This is a genomic window from Gluconacetobacter sp., assembly GCF_047721585.1.
In the GTDB taxonomy this organism is placed as follows: domain Bacteria; phylum Pseudomonadota; class Alphaproteobacteria; order Acetobacterales; family Acetobacteraceae; genus Gluconacetobacter; species Gluconacetobacter dulcium.
In genome coordinates this window covers 1-20,705 of the sequence record NZ_JBDNXE010000025.1, presented here as the reverse complement: position 1 = coordinate 20,705, position 20,705 = coordinate 1, and the positions used below count along the sequence as shown (strand labels likewise).

Sequence of the window (20,705 nt, the reverse complement as noted above, 5' to 3'; positions counted from 1 at the left end):
CGCGGACTGCCTCACCCGTGACCCTGCACCCCGCCACGCGGCAGGGTCACGACGAAGCGCGCCCCCGTCACCTGCCCGTCCGCCCCCACCCGGTTCTCGGCACGGATCGTGCCGCGCAGCGCCTCGACGATCTGGCGGCTGATGGACAGGCCCAGCCCGGAATGCTGGCCGAAATTCTCGCTGGTCGGCCGTTCGGAATAGAACCGGTCGAAAATGCTGCCCAGCTTGGCGGCCGGAATACCCGGCCCCTGGTCGGTCACCGCAATCTCCACCATCCCGCCGGAAACGGCGGCGGCACTGAGCACGATCTGGCCGTCCGGCGGCGAAAACGAGATCGCATTGCCGATCAGGTTGCGCAGCACCTGCACCAGCCGGTCCTCGACCGCCATCACCGTCAGCGGCTTGTCCGCCGGCCCGGCGCTGACGCTCAGGATCGGTTGGCCCGCGCTGCGGGTCGCCTGATGGATTTCGGCCAGCACCGACAGCATCGGCACCACCGCCACCGGCTCGGCCCGCGCGCGCGACAGTTCGGCATCCACCCGGCTGGCATCGGAAATGTCGGTGATCAACCGGTCCAGCCGGCGCACATCGTCATTGATGATGGAAAGCAGCCGGCGCTGACGGTTCAAATCCTCGATCCGCAACAGCGTCTCGATCGCCGAACGGATCGAAGACAGCGGATTCTTGATCTCATGGCTCACATCGGCGGCGAAACGTTCGATCGCATCCATGCGCGCCCACAACGCGCGGGCGCTGTCCTGCAAGGCCCGCGCCACCTCGCCGATCTCGTCCCGCCGGGCCAGCAGGCGCGGCGGCACGCTGTCCGACCGGCCGGAGGATTCGCGGATCACATGGGCCGAGGCCGCCAGCCGCAGCAGCGGCCGCGCGATGGTCAGCGACAGGTACCACGACAGCAGCACGGTCAGCGCCAGCGCCACCAGCACCAGCGACAGGATCGACGACCGCACCGCGAACAGCGACCGGTCCACATCGCGCGCCTGGCGCGTCAACTGGATGATGCCGACCGTCTGCCCCTCATGCATCACCGGCTCGGCCACGGTCACGATCAGATGGCGGTTGGCGGTCCGGCGGATATAAGGCGGCATCTCCGGCGCGGCCTTGCCGCCACCCGCCATGGGCTGGACGGACGGATCGGTGTCGGGCGTCGCCAGCGTGATGATCCGCGTACCCGACAGGGTCGGCAGCATCGACAGCAGCCGGTCATAGAACCGTTCGACAAACCCCACATTGGCGGCGGTATCCACCACCCGGTCGTCACCGTCATCGCCGGCAACGGGCGAGGGCAGGGGCTGGGCATCGATCTGCCCGCGCACCCGCCGGTGCCGGACCGCCGCCGCCTCGACCCGGCTGTCGGCCACCAGTTGCCCGTCCGGCGCGAACAGCCGCGCATGGGCGCTGGGGCTGGGTTCGGTCAGCCGCAGCAGCAGCGGCCGCGCCTGCGCGGCATCCAGCACCGGGTCGCCGCCACGGCTGGCGGTCACCGCGTTCTGCCCCAGCGCGCCGGCATAGATGCGCGCCTGCTCGCGCAGCGCCATCACCTCGGCTTCCAGCAGGCTGTTCTGGAACTGGTTGAGATAGAACAGCGTCAGCGCCAGCAGCATCAGCGGCAGGGCGTTGACCAGAAGAATGCGCCGCATCAGCGGCGAGACGAGGCGCGTCCGATATTCGTGGAAGGCCGAAGCGGCATCATGGGTCTGGATCTCGGCCCACGACGCCATGCCCCGCCGCGCCCGCGCCAGCAGGCCCGCCGGCGACGCCCCGCCGTCTCGGCCGCGCACCGGCATTATTCTTCCTTGTACCGGTAGCCGATGCCGTACAGCGTCTCGATCTGGTTGAAATCCTCGTCCACCTGGCGGAATTTCTTGCGCACCCGCTTGATGTGGCTGTCGATGGTCCGGTCATCGACATAGATGTTCTCGCCATACGCCGCGTCGATCAACTGGTCGCGGGACTTCACCAGTCCCGGCCGCGCCGCCAGCGCCTTGACCAGCAGAAACTCCGTCACCGTCAACTGGATGTCCTTGCCGCGCCAGAGGCATTGATGCCGCGTCTCGTCCAGCGACAGTTCGCCCCGCACCAGCGAGCCGCCCACGGCCGGTCCGCCGGCCTCGGCCCTATTGGCCTCGTTGCGGCGGAGCAGGGCGCGGATGCGCTCCAGCAGCAGCCGCTGCGAGAACGGCTTGGTGATGTAATCGTCGGCCCCCAGCCGCAGCCCCATCAACTGGTCCACCTCCTCGTCCTTCGAGGACAGGAAGATGACGGGAAGCTGCGAGCGCGCCCGCAGGCGCTGCAACAGTTCCATGCCGTCCATGCGGGGCATCTTGATGTCCAGCACCGCCAGATCGACCGGCCGGCTCATCAGCCCGTGCAGCGCGCTTTCGCCGTCGGTATAGGTGCGGACGTTGAACCCCTCGGCCTCCAGCGTCATCTGGACCGACGCCAGGATATTCCGGTCGTCATCGACCAGGGCGATCGTGTGTTTCGTCGGCTCCATCGCGGCGTTCTCGCTCCATACACAGTCCAGGCGCCATCTTAGCCCCGGCCATGTGCCGATGTCATGACTGCCGGCTCATGACGATCCATCCATCTTCCCATCCCTCTCCATCGGCGCATTCCTGCCCTGCATGGGATGGGAATGCCACATGAACATCGCGTTGAAGGTGGTCGTTACGCCTTGTCCAAGCGCCTGGGCTCACCTACTTCTCAGGGCATGAGCCACGATACCGACCCCACCCACGTCGCCGACTCTCCGAGCGGAGAGACCGGGGCGTCCGCGCCGGGCCAAAACCCCGGCACCGATCAGGACCCGATCCGGCCGGAAAGCGGCCAGAGCGAAGCCACCCACCCCCGCGTCCAGGAGCTGGAAGCAGCCCTGGAGGAGATGCGCGAGAAATGGCTGCGCTCCGAAGCGGAGATGCAGAACCTGCGCACCCGCACCAAGCGCGAGGTGGACGACGCGCGGCAATATGCCACGCAGAAATTCGCCCGCGACGTGGTCGAGGCCGCCGAGAACCTCAAGCGCGCCCTGAGCAGCCTGCCCGCGCCCGCCGAAGGGGAAGACGCCCTGATCACCCGCATGCGCGAAGGGATCGAGAGCACCGAGCGCTCGTTCCTGGGCATCCTGGAGCGCAACGGCATCTCGGCCGCCGACCCGGCCGGCCATCCGTTCGACGCCAACCACCATCAGGCGATGGCCGAACAGCATAGCGACGAGCACGCCCATGGCACCGTGATCCAGGCCTGGACACCGGCCTGGACGCTGCACGGCCGCCTGCTGAAGCCGGCGATGGTCGTCGTCTCCAAGGGCGCGCCCCCGGCGGCTGAGACGCCGGCGGGCTGAAACGCCAGGGGGACGCCCCCCGGCGACAGCCCCCCTTGAAACAGGCGCCATGGCTGAATACATGCTGAAGACGGCCATGGCGGTACAGGCGGATGTGGTCAAACAGTCCACCCATCCCGCTTCACGGCAGTTTTTCTAGGGTCCATTCCGGTGCTTCGGGCCGGTCCGGACCGCTGACAGGAGAGAAGACATATGAGCAAGGTTATCGGCATCGACCTCGGCACGACCAATTCGTGCGTCGCGATCCGCGAAGGGGACGAGAACCGCGTCATCGAGAACAGCGAAGGCGCGCGTACCACCCCGTCGATGGTCGCCTTCACCGACAGCGGCGAAATGCTGGTCGGCCAGGCGGCGAAGCGTCAGGCGGTCACCAACCCGTCCAACACGCTGTACGCGGTCAAGCGCCTGATCGGCCGCCGCTACGACGACCCGACCGTCACCAAGGACAAGGGCCTGGTGCCCTACAACATCGTCCCCGGCGACAATGGCGATGCCTGGGTCGAGGCGCAGGGCAAGAAATACGCCCCCTCGCAGATCGCCGCCTTCGTGCTGGGCAAGATGAAGGAAACCGCCGAGTCCTATCTGGGCGAGACGGTGACCCAGGCCGTGATCACGGTTCCGGCCTACTTCAACGACGCCCAGCGTCAGGCCACCAAGGACGCCGGCCGCATCGCGGGCCTGGAAGTCCTGCGCATCATCAACGAGCCGACGGCGGCGGCGCTGGCCTACGGCCTGCAAAAGAAGAATGGCGGCACGATCGCGGTCTACGACCTCGGCGGCGGCACGTTCGACGTCTCGGTGCTCGAAATCTCCGACGGCGTGATCGAGGTGAAGTCGACCAACGGCGACACCTTCCTCGGCGGTGAAGATTTCGACGCGCGGATCATCAGCTACCTGGCCGACGAGTTCAAGCGCGAGCAGGGCATCGACCTGCGCGCCGACAAGCTGGCCCTGCAACGCCTGAAGGAAGCGGCGGAAAAGGCGAAGATCGAGCTGTCCTCCTCCAAGGAGACCGAGATCAACCTGCCCTTCATCACCGCCGACGCCTCGGGTCCGAAGCATCTGGTGCTGAAGCTGACCCGCGCGAAGCTGGAAAGCCTGGTCGACGACCTGATCCAGCGCACGCTGGAGCCCTGCCGCGCCGCGCTGAAGGATGCGTCGGTCTCGGCGGCGGAAATCGAGGAAGTGATCCTGGTCGGCGGCATGACCCGCATGCCCAAGGTCATCGAGGCGGTGAAGCAGTTCTTCGGCAAGGAGCCGGCCCGCAACGTGAACCCCGACGAAGTCGTGGCCATCGGCGCGGCGGTGCAGGGCGCGGTGCTGAAGGGCGACGTCAAGGACGTGCTGCTGCTCGATGTCACCCCGCTGTCGCTGGGCATCGAGACGCTGGGCGGTGTCTTCACCCGTCTGATCGACCGTAACACGACGATCCCGACCAAGAAGAGCCAGACCTTCTCGACCGCCGAAGACAACCAGGGCGCCGTGACCATCAAGGTCTATCAGGGCGAACGCGAGATGGCGGCCGACAACAAGCTGCTGGGCAATTTCGACCTGACGGGCATCGCGCCCGCGCCGCGCGGCATGCCGCAGATCGAGGTGACGTTCGACATCGACGCCAACGGCATCGTGTCGGTCTCCGCCAAGGACAAGGCGACCAACAAGGAACAGCAGATCAAGATCCAGGCGTCCGGCGGCCTGTCCGACGCCGACATCGAGAAGATGGTCAAGGACGCCGAGGCCAACGCCACGGCCGACAAGGCCAAGAAGGAACTGGTCGAGGCCCGCAACCAGGCCGAAAGCCTGGCCCATCAGGTCGAGAAGTCGCTGGCCGAAGCCGGTGACAAGGTTCCCGCCGCCGACAAGGCCGAAGCCGAAGCCGCCATCGCGTCGGTCCGTACGGCCCTTGAAGGCAGCGACGTGGCCGCGCTGAACAGCGCGTCCGAAACGCTGTCCAAGGCGGCGATGAAGATCGGCGAGGCCGTCTACAAGGCCGGCCAGGCCGAAGGCGCTCCGGGTGCCGGCGCCGCCGGTGCCACCGGCCCGAACGGCGAAAAGGTCGTCGATGCCGACTTCGAGGACGTCGAAGACAAGAAGTAAGCGGTCGGCCCCACAGGCCGGCGTTTACCGCGCGGCACGCGCCGGCCTTCGGGCCGGCGTCCTGCCCCAAGCGAGGCGCCCCCTTCCCTGAAGGCGGGCGCTTTTCCATGACATGACTGTCAGGGCCGCATGCCGGCCGGGGGCACCGTCCTCCGACCCGCTGCGAAGCGGCCCCGCCAATGAGGACCATTATGGCCACCAAGCTTGATTATTACGCCACGCTCGAAATCTCCCGCGATGCAAATGGCGACGAGGTAAAGAAGGCGTATCGCAGGCTGGCCATGCAGTACCATCCCGACCGCAACCCCGGCGATGCCTCGGCCGAGGCGCGGTTCAAGGAAATCAGCGAAGCCTACGATGTCCTGAAGGACGACCAGAAGCGGGCCGCCTACGACCGGTTCGGCCATGCGGCGTTCGAGGGCGGCGGCCCCGGTGCCGGCGGCTTCGATTTCGGCGGCGGCGGTGGCCTGGGCGACATCTTCGAGCAGATGTTCGGCGACATGATGGGCGGCCGTCGCGGCGGTCGCCGCTCGGGCAGCGACATCCAGGTGCAGGTCTCGATTTCCTTCACCGAGGCATTTTCGGGCATCAAGAAGGCGATCACGGTGCCCACCCGCGTCACCTGTGAATCCTGCGAGGGCACCGGCTCGGCCGATCGCGACCAGGGCGCCGAGACCTGCCCGACCTGCCATGGCGCCGGCAAGGTTCGCGCGCAGCAGGGCTTCTTCCTGGTCGAGCGCGCCTGCCCCACCTGTCACGGCGCGGGCAAGGTGGTGCGCAATCCCTGCACCGTCTGCCGTGGCGCCGGCACCGTCGAGCGCGAGCGGACGCTGGAAGTCGCGATCCCGGCAGGCGTCGAGGACGGCACCCGCATCCGCCTGTCGGGCGAGGGCGAGGCCGGCGGCAAGGGTGCGCAGCCCGGCGACCTCTATGTGCATATCGCGGTCGAACCCCACCCGATCTTCCAGCGCGACGGCGCCAACATCTATTGCCGCGTCCCGCTGCGCATGACGCAGGCCGCCCTGGGCACCGAAATCGAGGTCCCGGTCGTCGACGGCTCCCGCGCCAAGGTGAAGGTCCCCGCCGGCACCCAGACCGGCGAGAATTTCCGCCTGCGCGGCAAGGGCTTCTCGGTCCTGCGGTCGTCGGCACGCGGCGACATGTATATCCAGGTGTCGGTCGAAACCCCGCACCACCTGACGAAACGCCAGCGCGAATTGCTGGAAGAGTATGAATCAGAGACCGAGGCCGACGACCACGCGCGCGCCAACCCGGAAAGCACAGGCTTCTTCAGCAAAGTCCGTGATTTCTTCGAAGGCAAGCTCTGATCGCCGACCCCAGGGGCGACAATACGCGCGGTTGAACCCCCTCCGGGTTGCGGCTAGAAAATCCGCTATCCATGGTGATCCCCCCAACTCGCACCATGGATAATCAGGCGGCGCGATCCCCCGGTCGCGCCGCCACCCATTTTCCGGACCGTGACATGACGACAGACAGGATGCGCATCGGCATCGCCGGCATCAACGGGCGCGTCGGGCGCCTGCTGCGCGAGGAGGTCACGGCCGCGGGCGCGCTCCTCGCGGGCGGCACCAGCCGCGACCGGCAGGAAGACGGCAGCCTGTTCGCCACGCTCGATGCCCTGGCTCCGCTCTGCGACGTGGTGATCGACTTCACCCACGCCGTCACCGTCCAGGCCCATGCCGCCGCCCTGGCCAAAGCCGGCACCGGCTGGGTGCTGGGCACCACCGGCCTGTCGCAAGCGGATCAGGATGCCGTCGCCACCGCGGCCCGCACAATCCCCGTGGTCCAGGCCGCCAATTACTCGCCCGGCGTCACCCTGGTCACCCGGCTGGCCCGCCAGATGGCGGAAGTGCTGCCCTCTTCGGTCTACGACGCCGAAATCCTGGAAATGCACCACCGGCAGAAGGTCGATGCCCCGTCCGGCACGGCCCTCGCCATCGGCCAGGCGGTCGCCGACGGGCGCGGCATCGACCTGTCCAGCCACATGGAATCCGGCCGCACCGGCCATACCGGCCCCCGTCAGGCCGACGCGATCGGCTTCGCCGTGCTGCGCGGCGGCCAGATCGTGGGCGAACATACGCTGCTGTTCACGTCCGCCAGCGAACAGATCGCCCTGACCCACCGCGCGTTCGACCGCCGGGTTTTCGCCACCGGCGCGGTCCAGGCCGCCCTGTGGCTGCGCGGCCGCGCACCGGGGCTGTACAGCATGGAAGACGTTCTGGGACTTCACTGAATATTCTCCCCAACCGAAACAATCGTCACGGCAATGCCCATGCGGGATCGTGGTATCCCGCAAAAATACTTGACGATTTGTAGGTTCTCGGCCAAACGGTCCCGCCCGGACCCCGCATGCGTGGCGGTGTCGTTCCCTATCCCCGTACGAGACAGACAGGACCATCATGCGTAACAAAGGTGATTTTCTGTTCACATCGGAATCGGTATCCGAAGGCCATCCCGACAAGGTTGCCGACCGGATCAGCGATACGGTGCTGGACGCCTATCTGGCGGCCGATGGTGAATCCCGTGTTGCGTGCGAGACCCTGGTCACCACCAATCGCGTGGTGCTGGCCGGCGAAGTCCGTGGCCCGGCCTCCGTCACCACCGAGGCCCTGATCGAAGGCGCCCGCGCCGCGATCCGCGATATCGGCTACGACCAGTCCGGCTTCTCGTGGAAGAACGCGACGATCGAATCCTTCCTGCACGCGCAGTCCGCCGACATCGCCGTCGGTGTCGACAGCGCCGGCGACAAGGACGAAGGCGCGGGCGACCAGGGCATCATGTTCGGCTTCGCCACCCGCGAGACCGAGACGCTGATGCCGGCGCCGCTGTTCTATTCGCATGCCATCCTGCACCGCATCCGCGACCTGCGTAAGGCCGGCGACGCCCGCGTGGCCAACCTGCAACCCGACGCCAAGAGCCAGGTCACGCTGCGCTATGTCGACGGCCGCCCGGTCGGCGCGACCTCGGTCGTCATCTCCACCCAGCATGACGAAGGCGCCAGCCAGGCCGCCATCCGCGACGCCCTGCGCGAGATCGTGGTAGACGTTCTGCCGGAAGGCTGGATGTGCCCGGATGACGAATTCTACGCCAACCCGACCGGCGTGTTCGTCGTCGGCGGTCCAGACGGCGATTGCGGCCTGACCGGGCGCAAGATCATCGTCGACACCTACGGCGGCGCGGCCCCGCATGGCGGCGGCGCGTTCTCCGGCAAGGACCCGACGAAGGTTGACCGTTCGGCCGCCTATGCCTGCCGCTACCTGGCCAAGAACGTGGTCGCGGCCGGCCTGGCCGATCGCTGCACGCTGCAGATTTCCTACGCCATCGGCGTCTCGCACCCGCTCTCGGTCTATGTGGACCTCGACGGCACCGGCAAGGACGTGGACGAGGAAAAGCTGGGCCGCGTCCTGCGTGAAGTCATGAACCTGACGCCGCGCGGCATCCGCAGGCACCTGCGCCTCAACCGCCCGATCTACACCGAAACCTCGGCCTACGGTCATTTCGGCCGCACGCCCGACGCCGCCCGCGACAATTTCACGTGGGAACAGACCGATCTGGTGGACGCGCTGCGCGGTGCGTTCAACCGCTGATCAGACCGGGGACCCCGTGACGGCATCCGAAACGACCATCCCTGCCTCGCCTGACGCGGCAGGGATCCCCACGGTTGCCGTCAAGGCGTCGCCCGACCGGCTCTATGGCCGCCAGCGGGGCCACCCGCTGCGGCCCCGCCAGCAACGCCTGCTGGACGAAACCCTGCCCCGCCTGCGCTTCGACCAGACCCGTCTGGACGATCCGGCGCGCGCCTTCGGCCGCGTCCCGGCCGAAATCTGGCTGGAGGTCGGCTTCGGCGGCGGCGAACATTCGCTGACGCAACATGCCGCCCATCCCGATGTCGGCTACATCGCCAGCGAAGTTTTCGAAAACGGCCTGTGCTCCCTGCTGTCGCGCCTGGTGCCCGACGATCAGGAAGCCACCGCCCCGGTGCCCGACCTGCTGCGGATCTGGGACGAAGACGCCCGCGCCCTGCTGCGCGCGCTCCCCGAACGCTCGCTCGACCGCATGTTCCTGATGTTCCCCGACCCCTGGCCCAAGGCCCGGCACGCCAAGCGGCGCTTCGTCCATCCGGCCAACATCGCCCTGGTCGCCCGCGCGTTGAAGCCCGGCGCCATCTGGCGCGTCGCCAGCGACGACCCGACCTACCAGGCCTGGGTCCAGGAGGTCATGGCGGCGCAGGACCTGTTCGACACCGCCCCGCCGGCCACCACCCGCCCGGAAGGCTGGCCCCCAACCCGCTACGAAGCCAAGGCCCTGCAAGCCGGCCGCCAGCCGCTCTACTGGACCTTCGTCCGGCGATAAGGGACCGTCCGCTCAGGACGGTCCCTTGACCCACAAGGCCATGCCGCGCGCCTCCGGCGTCACCGCCGCGAAGCCGAACTGCTCGTAAAGGTGGAACGCTTCCCCATTGGCCATCAGGCTGACATAAGTCTCGGCGGGCACCGTGCGTGCGATATGGCGCATCAACGCCGCAACGATCGCCTTTCCCAAGCCCTGTCCCTGATGGTGCGGATCCACGGCCACATCCACGATATGCAGGAATAGCGCCCCATCCCCGATGACGCGGCCCATTCCCACAACATGCGCGCCCTGCCGGACACAGACCGAAAAAAGGCTGTTGGGCAAACCCGCTTCAGCCGCTGGCGCGGTGCGCGGTGCCAGCCCGCTGACGCGGCGAAGCCGCAGATACTCTTCGACACCCGGCACGGCATCCTGAATCGAATAGCTCTCCGGGAGATCGATGCTTTTATCCAATGGCAACATCACTGTTCCTGCTTTCGTAAAAGCAGCCGCGACCGGATTGCCTGTTTATGTCAGCGCCCACCGGACACGGCGGCACTGGTCGTGGATGATGAATGACGACGCGCCGCTCCTTAACCGGAGCACCACCAGCCTGTCATGGGAAAAGACGCGCGTGTCATCATTCCGGAAAAGATGTCATGCCCCCGACGTGCGTGCAAGCTTCCAAGGCCAGGGCTTGTCTTTGCCCTGGACCGGCCAAAGGCGTCGCCCTTGGAAACCATTTCCTAAACGAATGGGGTCAAGGGGGCCGCGCCCCCTTGCGGGTTCGGGCAGAGCCCGACCTTCCGCTCAGGAAAGCGCCACCCCGGTCAGCCGCTCCGAAACCGCCCACAGCCGCCGCGCCACCGAAAGGCTGAGCGCCTGTGGCGGAATGCGCGCCTCCGTCACCCGGCCGCGCCGTTCACCCCGTCCGCCCGGCCCGTAATAGCCGCCATCCCGCGCCTCGGGCACCGCAGCGGCAAACAGGATCGGCCGCGCCCCAGCCTCCGCCGACTGGCCCAGATAGCGGAACCCGACGCGAACGATACGGCGCATCGACCGCTCGGCGAGGCCCTGTGGGGCCGAAGACCGGCTGACCGCGATATCCGTTCGCGCCCAGCCGGGATGAGCGGCGATGGAATGCAGCCGCCACCCGGCGGACTGCGCCACACGGTTGAGTTCCAGCGCGAAGATCAGATTGGCCAGCTTGCTCTGCTGATAGGCACTGAATGGCGTGTAGCGATGCCGGCTCTGGAGATCATCGAAGATGATACGCCCCTGCCACGCCGCCAGACTGGCCACACTCACCACCCGGCCACCATCCGCCGTGCGCACGAGCAGGGGGCGCAACTGCCCGGTCAGGGCAAAATGGCCCAGATAATTGGTACCGAACTGCAATTCGAACCCATCGGCCGTTTCCTGCCGCCGGGGCGAGGCCATCACCCCCGCATTGTTCACCAGGATGTCCAGCGTGTCGGTCCGTTCCTTCAGGTCGCGGGCGAACCCGGCGACCGACCGCAGGCAGGCCAGATCGAGCGGCAGAAACTCCGCCCGCGCCTCCGGCAACCGCTCGCGCAGCATCTCCACGGCCCGGGCGCCCCGCGCCGCGTCACGCCCGGTCAGCAGCACGCGCGCGCCCCGCGAGGCCAGGCCATACGCGACTTCATAGCCCAGCCCGCCGGTCGCTCCGGTCACGACGGCGGTGCGGCCCGTCAGGTCCGGTGCGCGGTCGATGGTCCATTTCGCGGCGATATTCATGGCTTGGACTTTCCCTTCTGTTCCAGTTCGGCGGCACGGGTGGCCTCCTCGGTCAGCCTGACTTCGTTTTTCTTCAGAAAGAGAAAACTGCCGCCGATGACGAGGACCGCGATCCCTCCCAGCGCGATCCCGACCGGCCCGGAGAGTTTGAGCACCTCATTCCCCAGATAATACGTCACCAACGCGTAGCCACCGGCCCAGCCGACCCCGCCCAGGGCATTGAAAAACAGGAACGTATGCCACGGCATGCGGTTCGCCCCCGCCAGCAGGGCGACGAACACGCGCAGGATGGCGATGAAGCGGCCGAAGAACACCACCTTGCCGCCATGCCGCCGGAACAGATAGCGCCCCAATATCAGCCGGCGGTCGTTCAGCCCCACCTTGCCGCCATGGCGCTCCAGCAGCCGATGGCCATAGCGCCGGCCGATCAGGTATCCGAAATTATCGCCCATGATGGCACCCGCGATCGCCGCCACCGCCACCCAGGAAATGTCCAGGCGATGTGTCGCGGCGCAATAGAGTGCCGAGGAGATGATCAGCGTTTCGGCAGGCAGCGGCAGCCCCATGCTCTCAAGCATGACGACGACCGCGATTACGCCGTAGCCGTAATGCACGAAAAGAGATTCGAAGGAATGAAGCAGCGGACCGAACCCGTCCAATAGGAAAGCCAAGGGGGTGAGGAACCGTCTGGTCGGCGCGCTGTCAAGTCAAGAGGCGGAATACCCGGTGCGCCTCTTCCGGTACGGGCCTCCCCGGCCTACGCTACCCGTCATGCGCCGCCGCGCGAGGATGGCGGGAAGAACGGAGCCGTCCATGGCCGACCTGATCCTGATCACATGCGATAGCGGGGCAGGGCATCTGCGCCACGCCCTGCCGGACGCCCGCATCCTCACATTCCTCCATCGCCTGGTGGACGGCCCGATCCCGGCCGCCGGCTCGTCGCCGGGCAGGACGACTGGTCGCGTCATAACCCCATCCTGCGCTGGTGGGGCGGCACGCGCCTGACCAACGAGACCCTCTGGCGATGGGACACACGCACGAAAACCCTTCTCCCGCCCGCCGCCCCACCGGCAGCCTGACCCCTCAACCGGCGCTGCCGAGCGAGGCGATCGAACGCGGTATGCCCGCCCCCCCCGAAGGCGTGAATAATGTCAGCGTCGCGGCCATCGTCAGGGCAAGCGTCCTGCGCGCCAACGCGGCGTCGGGCGGCAGGTCGTCACCCGTGCCGGGCATCCACGCCCGGATCAGGTCGTCGATCCTGCGGGGCACGAGGCAGCGCGTCGCCTCGGCCAACAGGTCGGTGACGATCGCGTCAAGCTGCGCGCTGGTGGACCGTTGCTGCGTCATCGGCGCTCGTGTTCTCTATGGCCCGGTGATGGAGGCCAGGTGATGGACCCGTACCACCAGTTTACGCACAGGGAGCGTTCGGCGAAAGCCAGCCGGCCATTCCCCGCAACAGGAGACCCAGCATGACCGACCCCGCTACCCGGCCCTACGGCACATGGCCCTCGCCGGTGACGACGGCGCTGGTCGCCGGAAAGACAATCGGGCTGGGCAGCGTGCAAACCGACGGCGAGGCGGTGTACTGGCTGGAAACCCGCCCCGCCGAGGCCGGCCGAACCGTGCTGGTGCGCTGGACCGCCGCCGGCGGCATCCGCGATGTCACTCCGGCCCCGTTCGATATCGGCACCCGCGCCCATGAATATGGCGGCGGCGCCTATGCCGTATCCGGCAACCGCGTCGCCTTCAGCCACCGCCCGGACGGCAGCCTCTGGATCGTCACGCCGGGCCAAGCTCCGCGCGCGCTCAGCACCGTGCCGGGCCTGCGCTTCGCCGATTTCGCGTTTTCGCCCGAGGGCACGGCCCTGTTCTGCGTGCGCGAGGACCACCGCGCGCCCGGCGAGCCACTCTCCACCCTCGTCGCCTTCGCCACCGACCGCGACGCCGACCCGGCGGAGCAGGCCGGACAGGTGCTGGTCGCCGGCCCCGATTTCGTCAGTTCCCCCCGCCCGTCGCCCGACGGCGCGTGGCTGGCCTGGATCGAATGGGACCACCCCGCCATGCCGTGGGATGCCACGCGGCTGCGGCTGGGCCGCCTGACACCACAGGACGGCACCGCCGCGCTGACCGACCTCCGCACGCTGGCCGATGACGGCGCCTCGGTCATCGAACCGGCCTGGGCCGGGCCCACGACGCTGCTCGCCGCCTCCGACCGCGACGGCTGGTGGAACCTGCTCCGCTGGACGGTGCCGGACGGCGCGCCCGAGCCCGTCGCGCCGATGCACGCCGAAATCGGCCTGCCCCACTGGGTGTTCGGCCAGAGCAGCTACCAGCCGCTTCCCGACGGCACGATCCTGGCCATCGCCATCGAGAACGGCGAGGCCCGCACCCTACACCTCACCGGCGCGACCGCCCGCCCGGTGGCGCTGGGCCACCCCGCGCAATGCCCGTCCATGCTGGCGGACGGATCGTTCGCCTGGCTCGACACGCCGCCGGACGGCGCTCCCGCCATCCGCCATGGCCGCATCGACGCCCCGTCGCACCTCCTGCGCGCCGCCACCACGCTGGGTCTCGCCCCCGGCGACATCGCCCGCGCCGAGACCATCCGCTTCCCGCTGCCCGACGGGCGGCAGACCGGCCACGCCTTCTTCTATCCCCCCGCCAACAGCCGCTTCCGTGGCCCGGCGGACGAAAAGCCGCCGCTGATCGTCATGGCCCATGGCGGCCCGACCGGCCGCGCCGGCAATGCCTTCGCCTTCAAGGTCCAATGGTGGACCAGCCGGGGCTTCGCGGTGGTCGATGTCAATTATCGCGGCTCCACCGGCTTCGGTCGCGCCTATCGCCGCCAACTGGAAGGGCAGTGGGGCGTCGCGGATGTCGAAGACTGCATCGCCGCCTGCCGCCACCTGATCGCCACCGGCCGCGTCGATCCCGCCCGCATCGCCATTCGCGGCAGCAGCGCCGGCGGCCTGACCGTGCTATTGGCTCTCGCCGGGTCCGACCTGTTCGCCGCCGGCGCCAGCCTCTACGGCGTCACCGACCTGCGCGCCCTGGCACAGGAAACCCATAAATTCGAATCCCGCTATCTCGACAGCCTGGTCGGCCCGTGGCCCGAGGACGAAGCCACCTATCTGGCCCGCTCGCCCCTGACCCAGGCCGACGCCATCCGCACCCCGGTCCTGTTCCTGCACGGCCTCGCCGACGCCGTGGTCCCGCCCGCGCAGGCACAGGCCATGGCGGACGCCCTGGCCCGCGGCAACATCCCCTACGCGCATTATACGTTCGAAGGCGAAGCCCACGGGTTCCGGCGCGAGGAAACGGTGCGTCGCGCGCTGGAACTGGAACTGGATTTCTACGGCCGGATCTTCGGGTTTACCGTTCCCGATGTAACGGAACGGGTGGTGCTGGCCGGTGAACAAGGGCTTTGCCCTTGACCCACCAAAGGGCAGTCGCCCTTTGGAAACCCAGTTGTTAATACATAATGGTTTCCAAAGGCCGCCGGCCTTTGGTGGGGGTTCGGGGGCAAAGCCCCCGAGCGTGCTTACTGTTCCACGATGGCCGTCTGGCCCCGACGCGGCCGGAAACGCCCTTCCTTCAGCGCCTTTTCGATATCTTCCAGCGAAGCACCCCGTGTTTCCGGAACCAGGAAATACACGAACAGCACCGAAGCCAGATTCACCCCGGCATAGAACCACATCGTCCCACCCAGCGAGATCGTCTGCACCAGCGTCAGCGCCGTGCTGGTCACCAGCAGGTTGCTGCCCCACAGCGTGGCCGCATGCAGACTGGTCGCGGTGCCGCGCATCGGCAGCGGGAACATCTCGGCCCCCAGCAGCCAGCCGACCACCTGAATGCCGCCCGAATTGAACATCATGAACAGCAGCAGGAAGACGATGATCATCCAGCTTCCGACACTGCCCTTGTCGGGATGCATCATGAACATCAGCCCCAGCCCGATCAGGCTGAGCACCGACCCCGGCCCCATGATCAGCATCAGCCGCCGCCGGCCGACCCGGTCCACGATCAGCGACCCGGTAAAGGTCATCACCAGATAGACGACCGCCACCCCCACGCTGGCCAGCAGCGCCGCCGAATGGCCGAACCCGGCATCCGACAGAAAGGTGGGGGCATAATAGATCATCATCTCCAGCCCGCCGCACTGGGTGAAGAACGCCACGCCGAACGCCGCGACCAGGGCAGGGCGCACCCAGGGCTGCGACAGGCCGCGCCACCCCCGCTGCTCGTCGGAAACATTTTCGGCAGCCGCGTGAATCTTCTTGATTTCCTTATGGATTTCACGATGACTCGTGCGCACCTTGATCAGTTCGCGGATCGCGGCCTTCAATCCCCTGTTTTCAGCCGTCCAGCGCGGGCTGCGCGGCAGAAAGAACATGGCGACGAACACGAACAGCGCCGGCCCCGCCGCGATCGCGATCATCGGGCGCCAGCCCCACGCATCGCGCATCGCAAACCCGACGATATTGGCCAGAAAGATACCGATCCCGATCGCCACGTTAAACAGCGTGACCAATCGCCCGCGCTGCGCGGCGGGCGCCAGTTCGGAGATATACATCGGCACCACCTGCGTCGATCCGCCGACGCCAAGACCCAGATAGACACGGGCGGCAATCAGCGTGCCGACATCCGGCGCCATCGAGCAGGCGAGGGCGCCGGTCACGAACAGCGCGGTCACGATCATGACGGTGGTGCGGCGGCCGAACCGTTCCGACAGCCAGCCGGTGCCCACCGCACCGATCACCGCGCCGGCCAGGATCGCGGACGCCACGAGTTCCTGATCGGTGCTGCCCAGATGGAAATCCCGCGTAATCAGCAGCAGAGCACCGGAAACGATGCCGGTGTCGTAGCCGTAGAGGCCGCCACAGATGGCGGCCACGGCGGCTGCGAGCCAGAGTGTCAGCCGCGCGTTATCCGAAATTTCGTATTCGGACACCTGGGCCAGACTTGTCGATTGCGGCGAGAAATTCTGCATTCCATTCTCCCTGTTCGGAGCCTGTTGGAAAATGCGCGCGCTGATGGCGATCCGACGCGCATTTCCCGACAGGCTCCGGAAAAAACTGCCCTGGAACTCCTTGCTCCACAGACGCCCCGACATGGCCCGATTGCCATGCCGGTACCCCGAATCAGGCCCGCCGATCAGGCGGCGGGCGAGAGGGCACCCTTCATCTCCCGGATCGACGCGAGCGTGTCATCGAGCATGCTCCAGTCATCCCGGTCGGCGATCGGCTGCCATATCCGCTCCACCGCATCGATCAGCATCGTGCAGGGGACGGATCGGGAAAAATACGGACTGGAAAGATCCAGATCCGGTCGGGCGGAATAGCCCTCGATCCGTTGACGCAACGGCTCGAATTCCGCACCCGCATAGAAATGGGCATTGGGTCCGTTCAGCGCCCGATGCCTGCTCTGTGCCCCTCCATACCAGTCGAAGAACAGATTTTCAAATCCTATTCCCGATCGTTCCAGAAACGTCCATGTCGCCGACGACAGATCCCGATCGTCATTTCTGGAAATGGAAGACAAGCCAAGCCGTTTCACGATGACGTTATTCATCTCCATTTCATAACGATCAGGGAAATCGTCGAAAATCTTCTGGAGATCATCAATTTCCGTTAACGGAATCAGGCATTCCGCCAGCCGCGCCAGCGTCCACAGCACGGCCTCGGGCTGGCGCCCGAACGCATACAGACCCGACTGGTCGAAATAGGCGGCAACGAAAGAGGGATCGTATCGGGGCAGGAAGCGCCACGGACCGTAATCGAAGCTCTCGCCCGTGATGTTGATATTGTCGGTATTCAGCACGCCATGCACGAACCCGGCCCCCATCCACTGGGCCGCCAGACGCGCGACGCGGGTGCAGACGATATCGAACAGCGCCGTCGCCGCATTCCCCTCGCCATGACGGTCGGGAAAATAGGTGGCCATCACATAATCCACCAGATGCGTCAGGCTGGCCCGGTCTTCCAGCGCGGCAAGGCGCTGGAAAGTTCCCACACGGATATGCGAATGGCTGAGTCGCGCCAGCACGCACGACCGGGTGGGCGAGGGCTCGTCCCCCCGGTGCAGCCGCTCGCCGGTCTCGATCACGCTCAACGTCCGCGAGGTATTCACCCCCAGCGCATCCAGCATCTCGCTGGCCAGGATCTCGCGCACCCCGCCCTTCAGGGTCAGCCGCCCGTCCCCGCCGCGCGACCACGGCGTACGGCCGCTGCCCTTGGTGCCGATATCCAGCACCCTGCCATCGCGCGCATCGCGCATCTGCGCGAACAGGAAGCCCCGCCCGTCGCCCAGGTCCGGATTGTACTGGCGGAACTGGTGCCCGTGATAGCGCAGCGCCAGCGGCGTCGGCAGCCCGTCGGGCAGCGGCACGAAGCGGCCCAGATGCTCGACCCATTCCGCATCGGTCAGCGTCTCCAGCCCGATCCGCGCCGCCGCGTCCTGGTTGCGGAAGCGCAGGATATGCGCGGGAAAGCGCGCCGCTTCCACGGGGTCATAAAACGCATCGCCCAGCGTCAGATGCGCGCGGACGGGATGGTAGGCGGCGGAAAACGGCATGAATCAAAACCTCGGATCGCGGACATGGGCCAACGGCCCACACCGCATTCAGATGAAACGGCCTACGCTCACACCGGTTCGGAAAAGACCGGCAGATCCAGCGTATCGGGGCGCGGAGCGAAACAGGCTTCGATCGCCGCCTCGTCCAGCGCCGCGCCGTCCAGCCAGCGCGGCGCGTTGTCCTTATCGACGATCTTGGCCCGCACCCCCTCGGTGAAATCGGGCAGGCGGAGCAGGTTGCCGATCAGCCGGTATTCCTGCTCCAGCACCGTGTTCAGGTCGGGCAGGCGGCGCGCGGCGTGCCACGCGCGGAACGTGACCAGCAGCGAGAGCGGCGAGGCCAGTGCCATCGCCTCCCGGTCTTCGGCCGCCCAGGCCGCGTCGCTGCGCGCCAGCCGGTCGCGAATGGTCGCAAGGTCCGGCGCGTCATACAGCGCATTGATCGCCGCCAGGTCCTCCTGCCCCTCACGCGGGGCGGCGGGCGCCAGGTCCACCACTTCGCCCGCCGGCCGGCGGGCGAGGGCGGTCGCCAGGTCCGGCAGGTCCGACGCCGCCAGCATGCGGTCGGCAAAGCCCGCCACCACCGCCTGCCCGCCCTTCATCCGCCCGCCGGTCAGCGCCAGACGCAACCCGTACAGCCCCGGCACGCGCGAAAGCAGGTAAGACCCGCCCGCGTCGGGCGTCAGCCCGATCGCCACCTCGGGCATGGCCAGCACGCTGCGCTCGGTCACGATCCGGTGACGGACATGCGCCCCCAGCCCGACCCCGCCGCCCATCGTGATCCCGTCCATGAACGACACGATCGGCTTGGGGTATCCCGCCAGCACCGAAACCAGCCGATACCCCGCCCGGAACACGCGCGCCGCCGCGTCCGGCCCCACGTCCAGCGCCAGGGTATGGAGCGCGCGCAGGTCCCCGCCGGCCGAAAAGGCGCGGGGGCTGGTGCTGTCGATCAGCACCGTCTCGACCTCCGGATCGTCCCGCCACGCCGCCAGCGCGGCCCCGATGGCGCGATAGAGGGTAATATCCAGCGCATTCAGCGCCTTGGGCCGATTGACCGTCAGCCGCCCGAGGCGCCCCTGGCGGGAGATCAGCAGCGTATCGTCTGTCGCGTCGGCCTGCATGATGGTACGTTCCTTCCGTTTTCCCTGACGTGATACTATGCCAGAACCATCAACGGTGAAGATGTCGGCCCTACGGGAATGGACGACGGCAGGAAGGGCGCGGACATGAGTGTGGATTCCCAGACCTATCGGGATGCAATGGCGCGGCTGGGCGCGGCGGTCAGCGTGGTCACGACCGGCACGCTGGAGGACCCGGTGGGCTTCACCGCCTCGGCGGTCTGTTCCGTCAGCGACGCCCCGCCCACGCTGCTGGTCTGCATGAACCGCGCCTCGCGCGCCCGCGCGGCGTTCCATACCGGCGGGGCGCTGTGCATCAACGTGCTCTCCGCCGGCCAGCGCGACATTTCAGGCACCTTCGCCGGCCCGATGGACATGTACGAGCGGTTCACCGTCGGCCACTGGACGACGCTGGCCACCGGCGCCCCGGCGCTGGAAGAAGCCGTGGCCTCCTTCGACTGCCGGATCGACCGGATCGTCGAAGTCGGCACCCACAGCGTCATGTTCGGCGTGGTCGAAGCCATCCGCATCGGCGAGCCGGTGGGCGGGCTGGTCTATTTCAACCGCGCCTACCACGTCCTGCCCCACAGCCACGACCACTGACCGCCCGCCCTCCGGAGGACCCATGCGATGTCCGCACACCGCCGCCTGAAACCGCCGCCCGTCATCACCGGTCCGGTGCTGCTCGCCCTGCATGCCGGGCTGGGGGCGACCCTGGCCCTGATGGCATGGTGGTGCTGGTCCCTCCCGTCCTGAACCCGCCGTTCAGGCCGGGTCGGCGCCGGCCCCCCGTTCGGTAAACCGCCACGCACCCGCCGCCAGATAGGCAACGGTGCTCAGCGCGCTGATCCAGAACGACGCCGGGCAATCGGTCCACCAGGACAGGGCCAGCCCGCCCCAGCCCGCCCCGATCGCCAGCAGCACGGACAGCACGATCCCCCATCCCGGCGTCGCCGTCAGGCGCTGCGCCGTCGCCGCCGGCCCGACCATCAGCGCAAAGACCAGCAGCACGCCGGTAATCTGCACACATTCCGCCGTCACCACCGCGACGATGGCCAGAAAGACGGTGGAGACCAGCCGCAGGTTCACGCCCCGCGCCTCGGCCGTCTCGGGCTGAAGGCTGGCGAACAGCAGCGGCCGCGACAGCGCCGCCATGGCCAGCACGCACCCCGCGCCCAGCACCAGCAGCCACCCCAGCATCGCCCGGTCCACCCCCAGCACATTGCCGAACAGCAGCGCCGTGGCGCGCGTGGCGGATGTCGTGAGAAAATGCAGGAACAGCAGCCCGCAGCCCAGCATGCAGGACAGGACCAGCCCGATCGTGACATCCCGCCCCTGCGTGGTGCCCCGTCCCCCCAGCCCCATTGCCCCCCCCGCCAGAACCGTGGCCCCCCTCAGCCCCCAGCAAGGCGGCCTAACCCCCACCCCCGCCCCCCTCGCGC

20 protein-coding genes are annotated in these 20,705 nt (G+C 67.6%); 10 read left to right on the top strand and 10 right to left on the bottom strand.

Annotated features, from left to right (window positions below):
* Window positions 1–11: 11 nt before the first annotated feature.
* On the bottom strand, window positions 12–1,739 hold the full coding sequence (locus ABF821_RS06900; protein WP_246402701.1) for a stimulus-sensing domain-containing protein: 1,728 nt from the start codon (window positions 1,737–1,739) through the stop codon (window positions 12–14).
* A 65-nt stretch (window positions 1,740–1,804) separates the two neighbouring features.
* Entirely contained in the window at window positions 1,805–2,515 is a 711-nt protein-coding gene (locus tag ABF821_RS06895) for a response regulator transcription factor (protein ID WP_182975366.1), read from the bottom strand.
* A gap of 180 nt (window positions 2,516–2,695) precedes the next feature.
* Between ABF821_RS06895 and ABF821_RS06890 the strand changes: the two genes are divergently transcribed.
* The 6 genes from ABF821_RS06890 to trmB all read left to right on the top strand — a co-directional run bounded on the left by ABF821_RS06890 (window position 2,696) and on the right by trmB (window position 9,832).
* Window positions 2,696–3,361 (top strand): nucleotide exchange factor GrpE, encoded by a 666-nt coding sequence (locus ABF821_RS06890; RefSeq protein WP_415529501.1) that lies wholly within the window; start codon window positions 2,696–2,698, stop codon window positions 3,359–3,361.
* A 192-nt stretch (window positions 3,362–3,553) separates the two neighbouring features.
* On the top strand, window positions 3,554–5,458 hold the full coding sequence (gene dnaK / locus ABF821_RS06885) for a molecular chaperone DnaK (RefSeq protein ID WP_182975365.1): 1,905 nt from the start codon (window positions 3,554–3,556) through the stop codon (window positions 5,456–5,458).
* A gap of 191 nt (window positions 5,459–5,649) precedes the next feature.
* Entirely contained in the window at window positions 5,650–6,786 is a 1,137-nt protein-coding gene (gene dnaJ / locus ABF821_RS06880; protein ID WP_182975364.1) for a molecular chaperone DnaJ, read from the top strand.
* 155 nt (window positions 6,787–6,941) lie between these two features.
* Window positions 6,942–7,712 carry a 4-hydroxy-tetrahydrodipicolinate reductase gene (gene dapB, locus ABF821_RS06875; RefSeq protein WP_415529500.1) on the top strand — a complete coding sequence of 257 codons (771 nt, stop codon included), beginning with the start codon at window positions 6,942–6,944 and terminating at the stop codon, window positions 7,710–7,712.
* Between the two features lie 166 nt (window positions 7,713–7,878).
* Window positions 7,879–9,066, top strand: a complete 1,188-nt coding sequence (gene metK, locus ABF821_RS06870) for a methionine adenosyltransferase (protein ID WP_182975362.1) — start codon at window positions 7,879–7,881, stop codon at window positions 9,064–9,066.
* Window positions 9,067–9,103: 37 nt separating this feature from the next.
* The gene (gene trmB / locus ABF821_RS06865) at window positions 9,104–9,832 is read left to right on the top strand and encodes a tRNA (guanine(46)-N(7))-methyltransferase TrmB (protein ID WP_415529514.1); all 729 of its coding nucleotides are present in this window, start codon (window positions 9,104–9,106) and stop codon (window positions 9,830–9,832) included.
* Between the two features lie 12 nt (window positions 9,833–9,844).
* Here trmB and ABF821_RS06860 read toward each other — a convergent pair whose 3' ends face one another.
* The 3 genes from ABF821_RS06860 to ABF821_RS06850 all read right to left on the bottom strand — a co-directional run bounded on the left by ABF821_RS06860 (window position 9,845) and on the right by ABF821_RS06850 (window position 12,147).
* Window positions 9,845–10,294, bottom strand: coding sequence for a GNAT family N-acetyltransferase (locus tag ABF821_RS06860; RefSeq protein ID WP_182975361.1), 450 nt, complete (start codon window positions 10,292–10,294; stop codon window positions 9,845–9,847).
* A 327-nt stretch (window positions 10,295–10,621) separates the two neighbouring features.
* Window positions 10,622–11,569: an SDR family oxidoreductase gene (locus ABF821_RS06855; protein ID WP_415529499.1), complete on the bottom strand. Its 948-nt coding sequence runs from the start codon at window positions 11,567–11,569 to the stop codon at window positions 10,622–10,624.
* Window positions 11,566–12,147, bottom strand: a complete 582-nt coding sequence (locus ABF821_RS06850; protein WP_182975393.1) for a DedA family protein — start codon at window positions 12,145–12,147, stop codon at window positions 11,566–11,568. Before ABF821_RS06850 ends, ABF821_RS06855 begins: the two co-directional genes overlap by 4 nt.
* Window positions 12,148–12,382: 235 nt before the next feature.
* Between ABF821_RS06850 and ABF821_RS06845 the strand changes: the two genes are divergently transcribed.
* Complete coding sequence (locus ABF821_RS06845; RefSeq protein ID WP_415529498.1) at window positions 12,383–12,574, top strand: hypothetical protein; 192 nt, start codon at window positions 12,383–12,385, stop codon at window positions 12,572–12,574.
* A 78-nt stretch (window positions 12,575–12,652) separates the two neighbouring features.
* Here ABF821_RS06845 and ABF821_RS06840 read toward each other — a convergent pair whose 3' ends face one another.
* Window positions 12,653–12,916, bottom strand: coding sequence for a hypothetical protein (locus ABF821_RS06840; RefSeq protein ID WP_415529497.1), 264 nt, complete (start codon window positions 12,914–12,916; stop codon window positions 12,653–12,655).
* Between the two features lie 122 nt (window positions 12,917–13,038).
* On the opposite strand from ABF821_RS06840, the gene ABF821_RS06835 reads away from it, so the two are divergent.
* Window positions 13,039–15,003, top strand: a complete 1,965-nt coding sequence (locus ABF821_RS06835) for a prolyl oligopeptidase family serine peptidase (RefSeq protein WP_415529496.1) — start codon at window positions 13,039–13,041, stop codon at window positions 15,001–15,003.
* Window positions 15,004–15,110: 107 nt separating this feature from the next.
* Here the strand turns inward: ABF821_RS06835 and ABF821_RS06830 are convergent, their stop codons facing one another.
* The 3 genes from ABF821_RS06830 to ABF821_RS06820 form a co-directional block, all read right to left on the bottom strand.
* Window positions 15,111–16,559, bottom strand: coding sequence for a sugar porter family MFS transporter (locus ABF821_RS06830; protein ID WP_415529495.1), 1,449 nt, complete (start codon window positions 16,557–16,559; stop codon window positions 15,111–15,113).
* A 164-nt stretch (window positions 16,560–16,723) separates the two neighbouring features.
* Complete coding sequence (locus ABF821_RS06825; RefSeq protein WP_183008086.1) at window positions 16,724–18,142, bottom strand: protein adenylyltransferase SelO; 1,419 nt, start codon at window positions 18,140–18,142, stop codon at window positions 16,724–16,726.
* A gap of 68 nt (window positions 18,143–18,210) precedes the next feature.
* Window positions 18,211–19,266: an enoyl-CoA hydratase/isomerase family protein gene (locus ABF821_RS06820; RefSeq protein ID WP_415529494.1), complete on the bottom strand. Its 1,056-nt coding sequence runs from the start codon at window positions 19,264–19,266 to the stop codon at window positions 18,211–18,213.
* Window positions 19,267–19,371: 105 nt separating this feature from the next.
* On the opposite strand from ABF821_RS06820, the gene ABF821_RS06815 reads away from it, so the two are divergent.
* Together ABF821_RS06815 and ABF821_RS06810 are read left to right on the top strand one after the other, a co-directional pair.
* Window positions 19,372–19,866 carry a flavin reductase gene (locus ABF821_RS06815; protein WP_182974455.1) on the top strand — a complete coding sequence of 165 codons (495 nt, stop codon included), beginning with the start codon at window positions 19,372–19,374 and terminating at the stop codon, window positions 19,864–19,866.
* Between the two features lie 27 nt (window positions 19,867–19,893).
* Complete coding sequence (locus ABF821_RS06810; RefSeq protein WP_259654544.1) at window positions 19,894–20,019, top strand: hypothetical protein; 126 nt, start codon at window positions 19,894–19,896, stop codon at window positions 20,017–20,019.
* Window positions 20,020–20,028: 9 nt separating this feature from the next.
* Here ABF821_RS06810 and ABF821_RS06805 read toward each other — a convergent pair.
* Window positions 20,029–20,705, bottom strand: a 677-nt coding sequence (locus ABF821_RS06805; RefSeq protein WP_415529493.1) for a metal ABC transporter permease, incomplete at its 5' end; no start/stop codon positions are given.

Bases quoted from the DNA above. Each gene is read 5' to 3' on its own strand.
- ABF821_RS06810 (WP_259654544.1), top strand. From the start codon at position 19,894: ATGTCCGCACACCGCCGCCTGAAACCGCCGCCCGTCATCACCGGTCCG.
- ABF821_RS06895 (WP_182975366.1), bottom strand. From the start codon at position 2,515: ATGGAGCCGACGAAACACACGATCGCCCTGGTCGATGACGACCGGAAT.
- ABF821_RS06840 (WP_415529497.1), bottom strand. From the start codon at position 12,916: ATGACGCAGCAACGGTCCACCAGCGCGCAGCTTGACGCGATCGTCACC.
- dnaK (WP_182975365.1), top strand. From the start codon at position 3,554: ATGAGCAAGGTTATCGGCATCGACCTCGGCACGACCAATTCGTGCGTC.
- ABF821_RS06820 (WP_415529494.1), bottom strand. From the start codon at position 19,266: ATGCAGGCCGACGCGACAGACGATACGCTGCTGATCTCCCGCCAGGGG.
- ABF821_RS06850 (WP_182975393.1), bottom strand. From the start codon at position 12,147: ATGCTTGAGAGCATGGGGCTGCCGCTGCCTGCCGAAACGCTGATCATC.
- ABF821_RS06860 (WP_182975361.1), bottom strand. From the start codon at position 10,294: ATGTTGCCATTGGATAAAAGCATCGATCTCCCGGAGAGCTATTCGATT.
- ABF821_RS06830 (WP_415529495.1), bottom strand. From the start codon at position 16,559: ATGCAGAATTTCTCGCCGCAATCGACAAGTCTGGCCCAGGTGTCCGAA.
- ABF821_RS06855 (WP_415529499.1), bottom strand. From the start codon at position 11,569: ATGAATATCGCCGCGAAATGGACCATCGACCGCGCACCGGACCTGACG.
- ABF821_RS06845 (WP_415529498.1), top strand. From the start codon at position 12,383: ATGGCCGACCTGATCCTGATCACATGCGATAGCGGGGCAGGGCATCTG.
- dnaJ (WP_182975364.1), top strand. From the start codon at position 5,650: ATGGCCACCAAGCTTGATTATTACGCCACGCTCGAAATCTCCCGCGAT.
- ABF821_RS06815 (WP_182974455.1), top strand. From the start codon at position 19,372: ATGAGTGTGGATTCCCAGACCTATCGGGATGCAATGGCGCGGCTGGGC.
- ABF821_RS06900 (WP_246402701.1), bottom strand. From the start codon at position 1,739: ATGGCGTCGTGGGCCGAGATCCAGACCCATGATGCCGCTTCGGCCTTC.
- dapB (WP_415529500.1), top strand. From the start codon at position 6,942: ATGACGACAGACAGGATGCGCATCGGCATCGCCGGCATCAACGGGCGC.
- ABF821_RS06825 (WP_183008086.1), bottom strand. From the start codon at position 18,142: ATGCCGTTTTCCGCCGCCTACCATCCCGTCCGCGCGCATCTGACGCTG.
- metK (WP_182975362.1), top strand. From the start codon at position 7,879: ATGCGTAACAAAGGTGATTTTCTGTTCACATCGGAATCGGTATCCGAA.
- ABF821_RS06835 (WP_415529496.1), top strand. From the start codon at position 13,039: ATGACCGACCCCGCTACCCGGCCCTACGGCACATGGCCCTCGCCGGTG.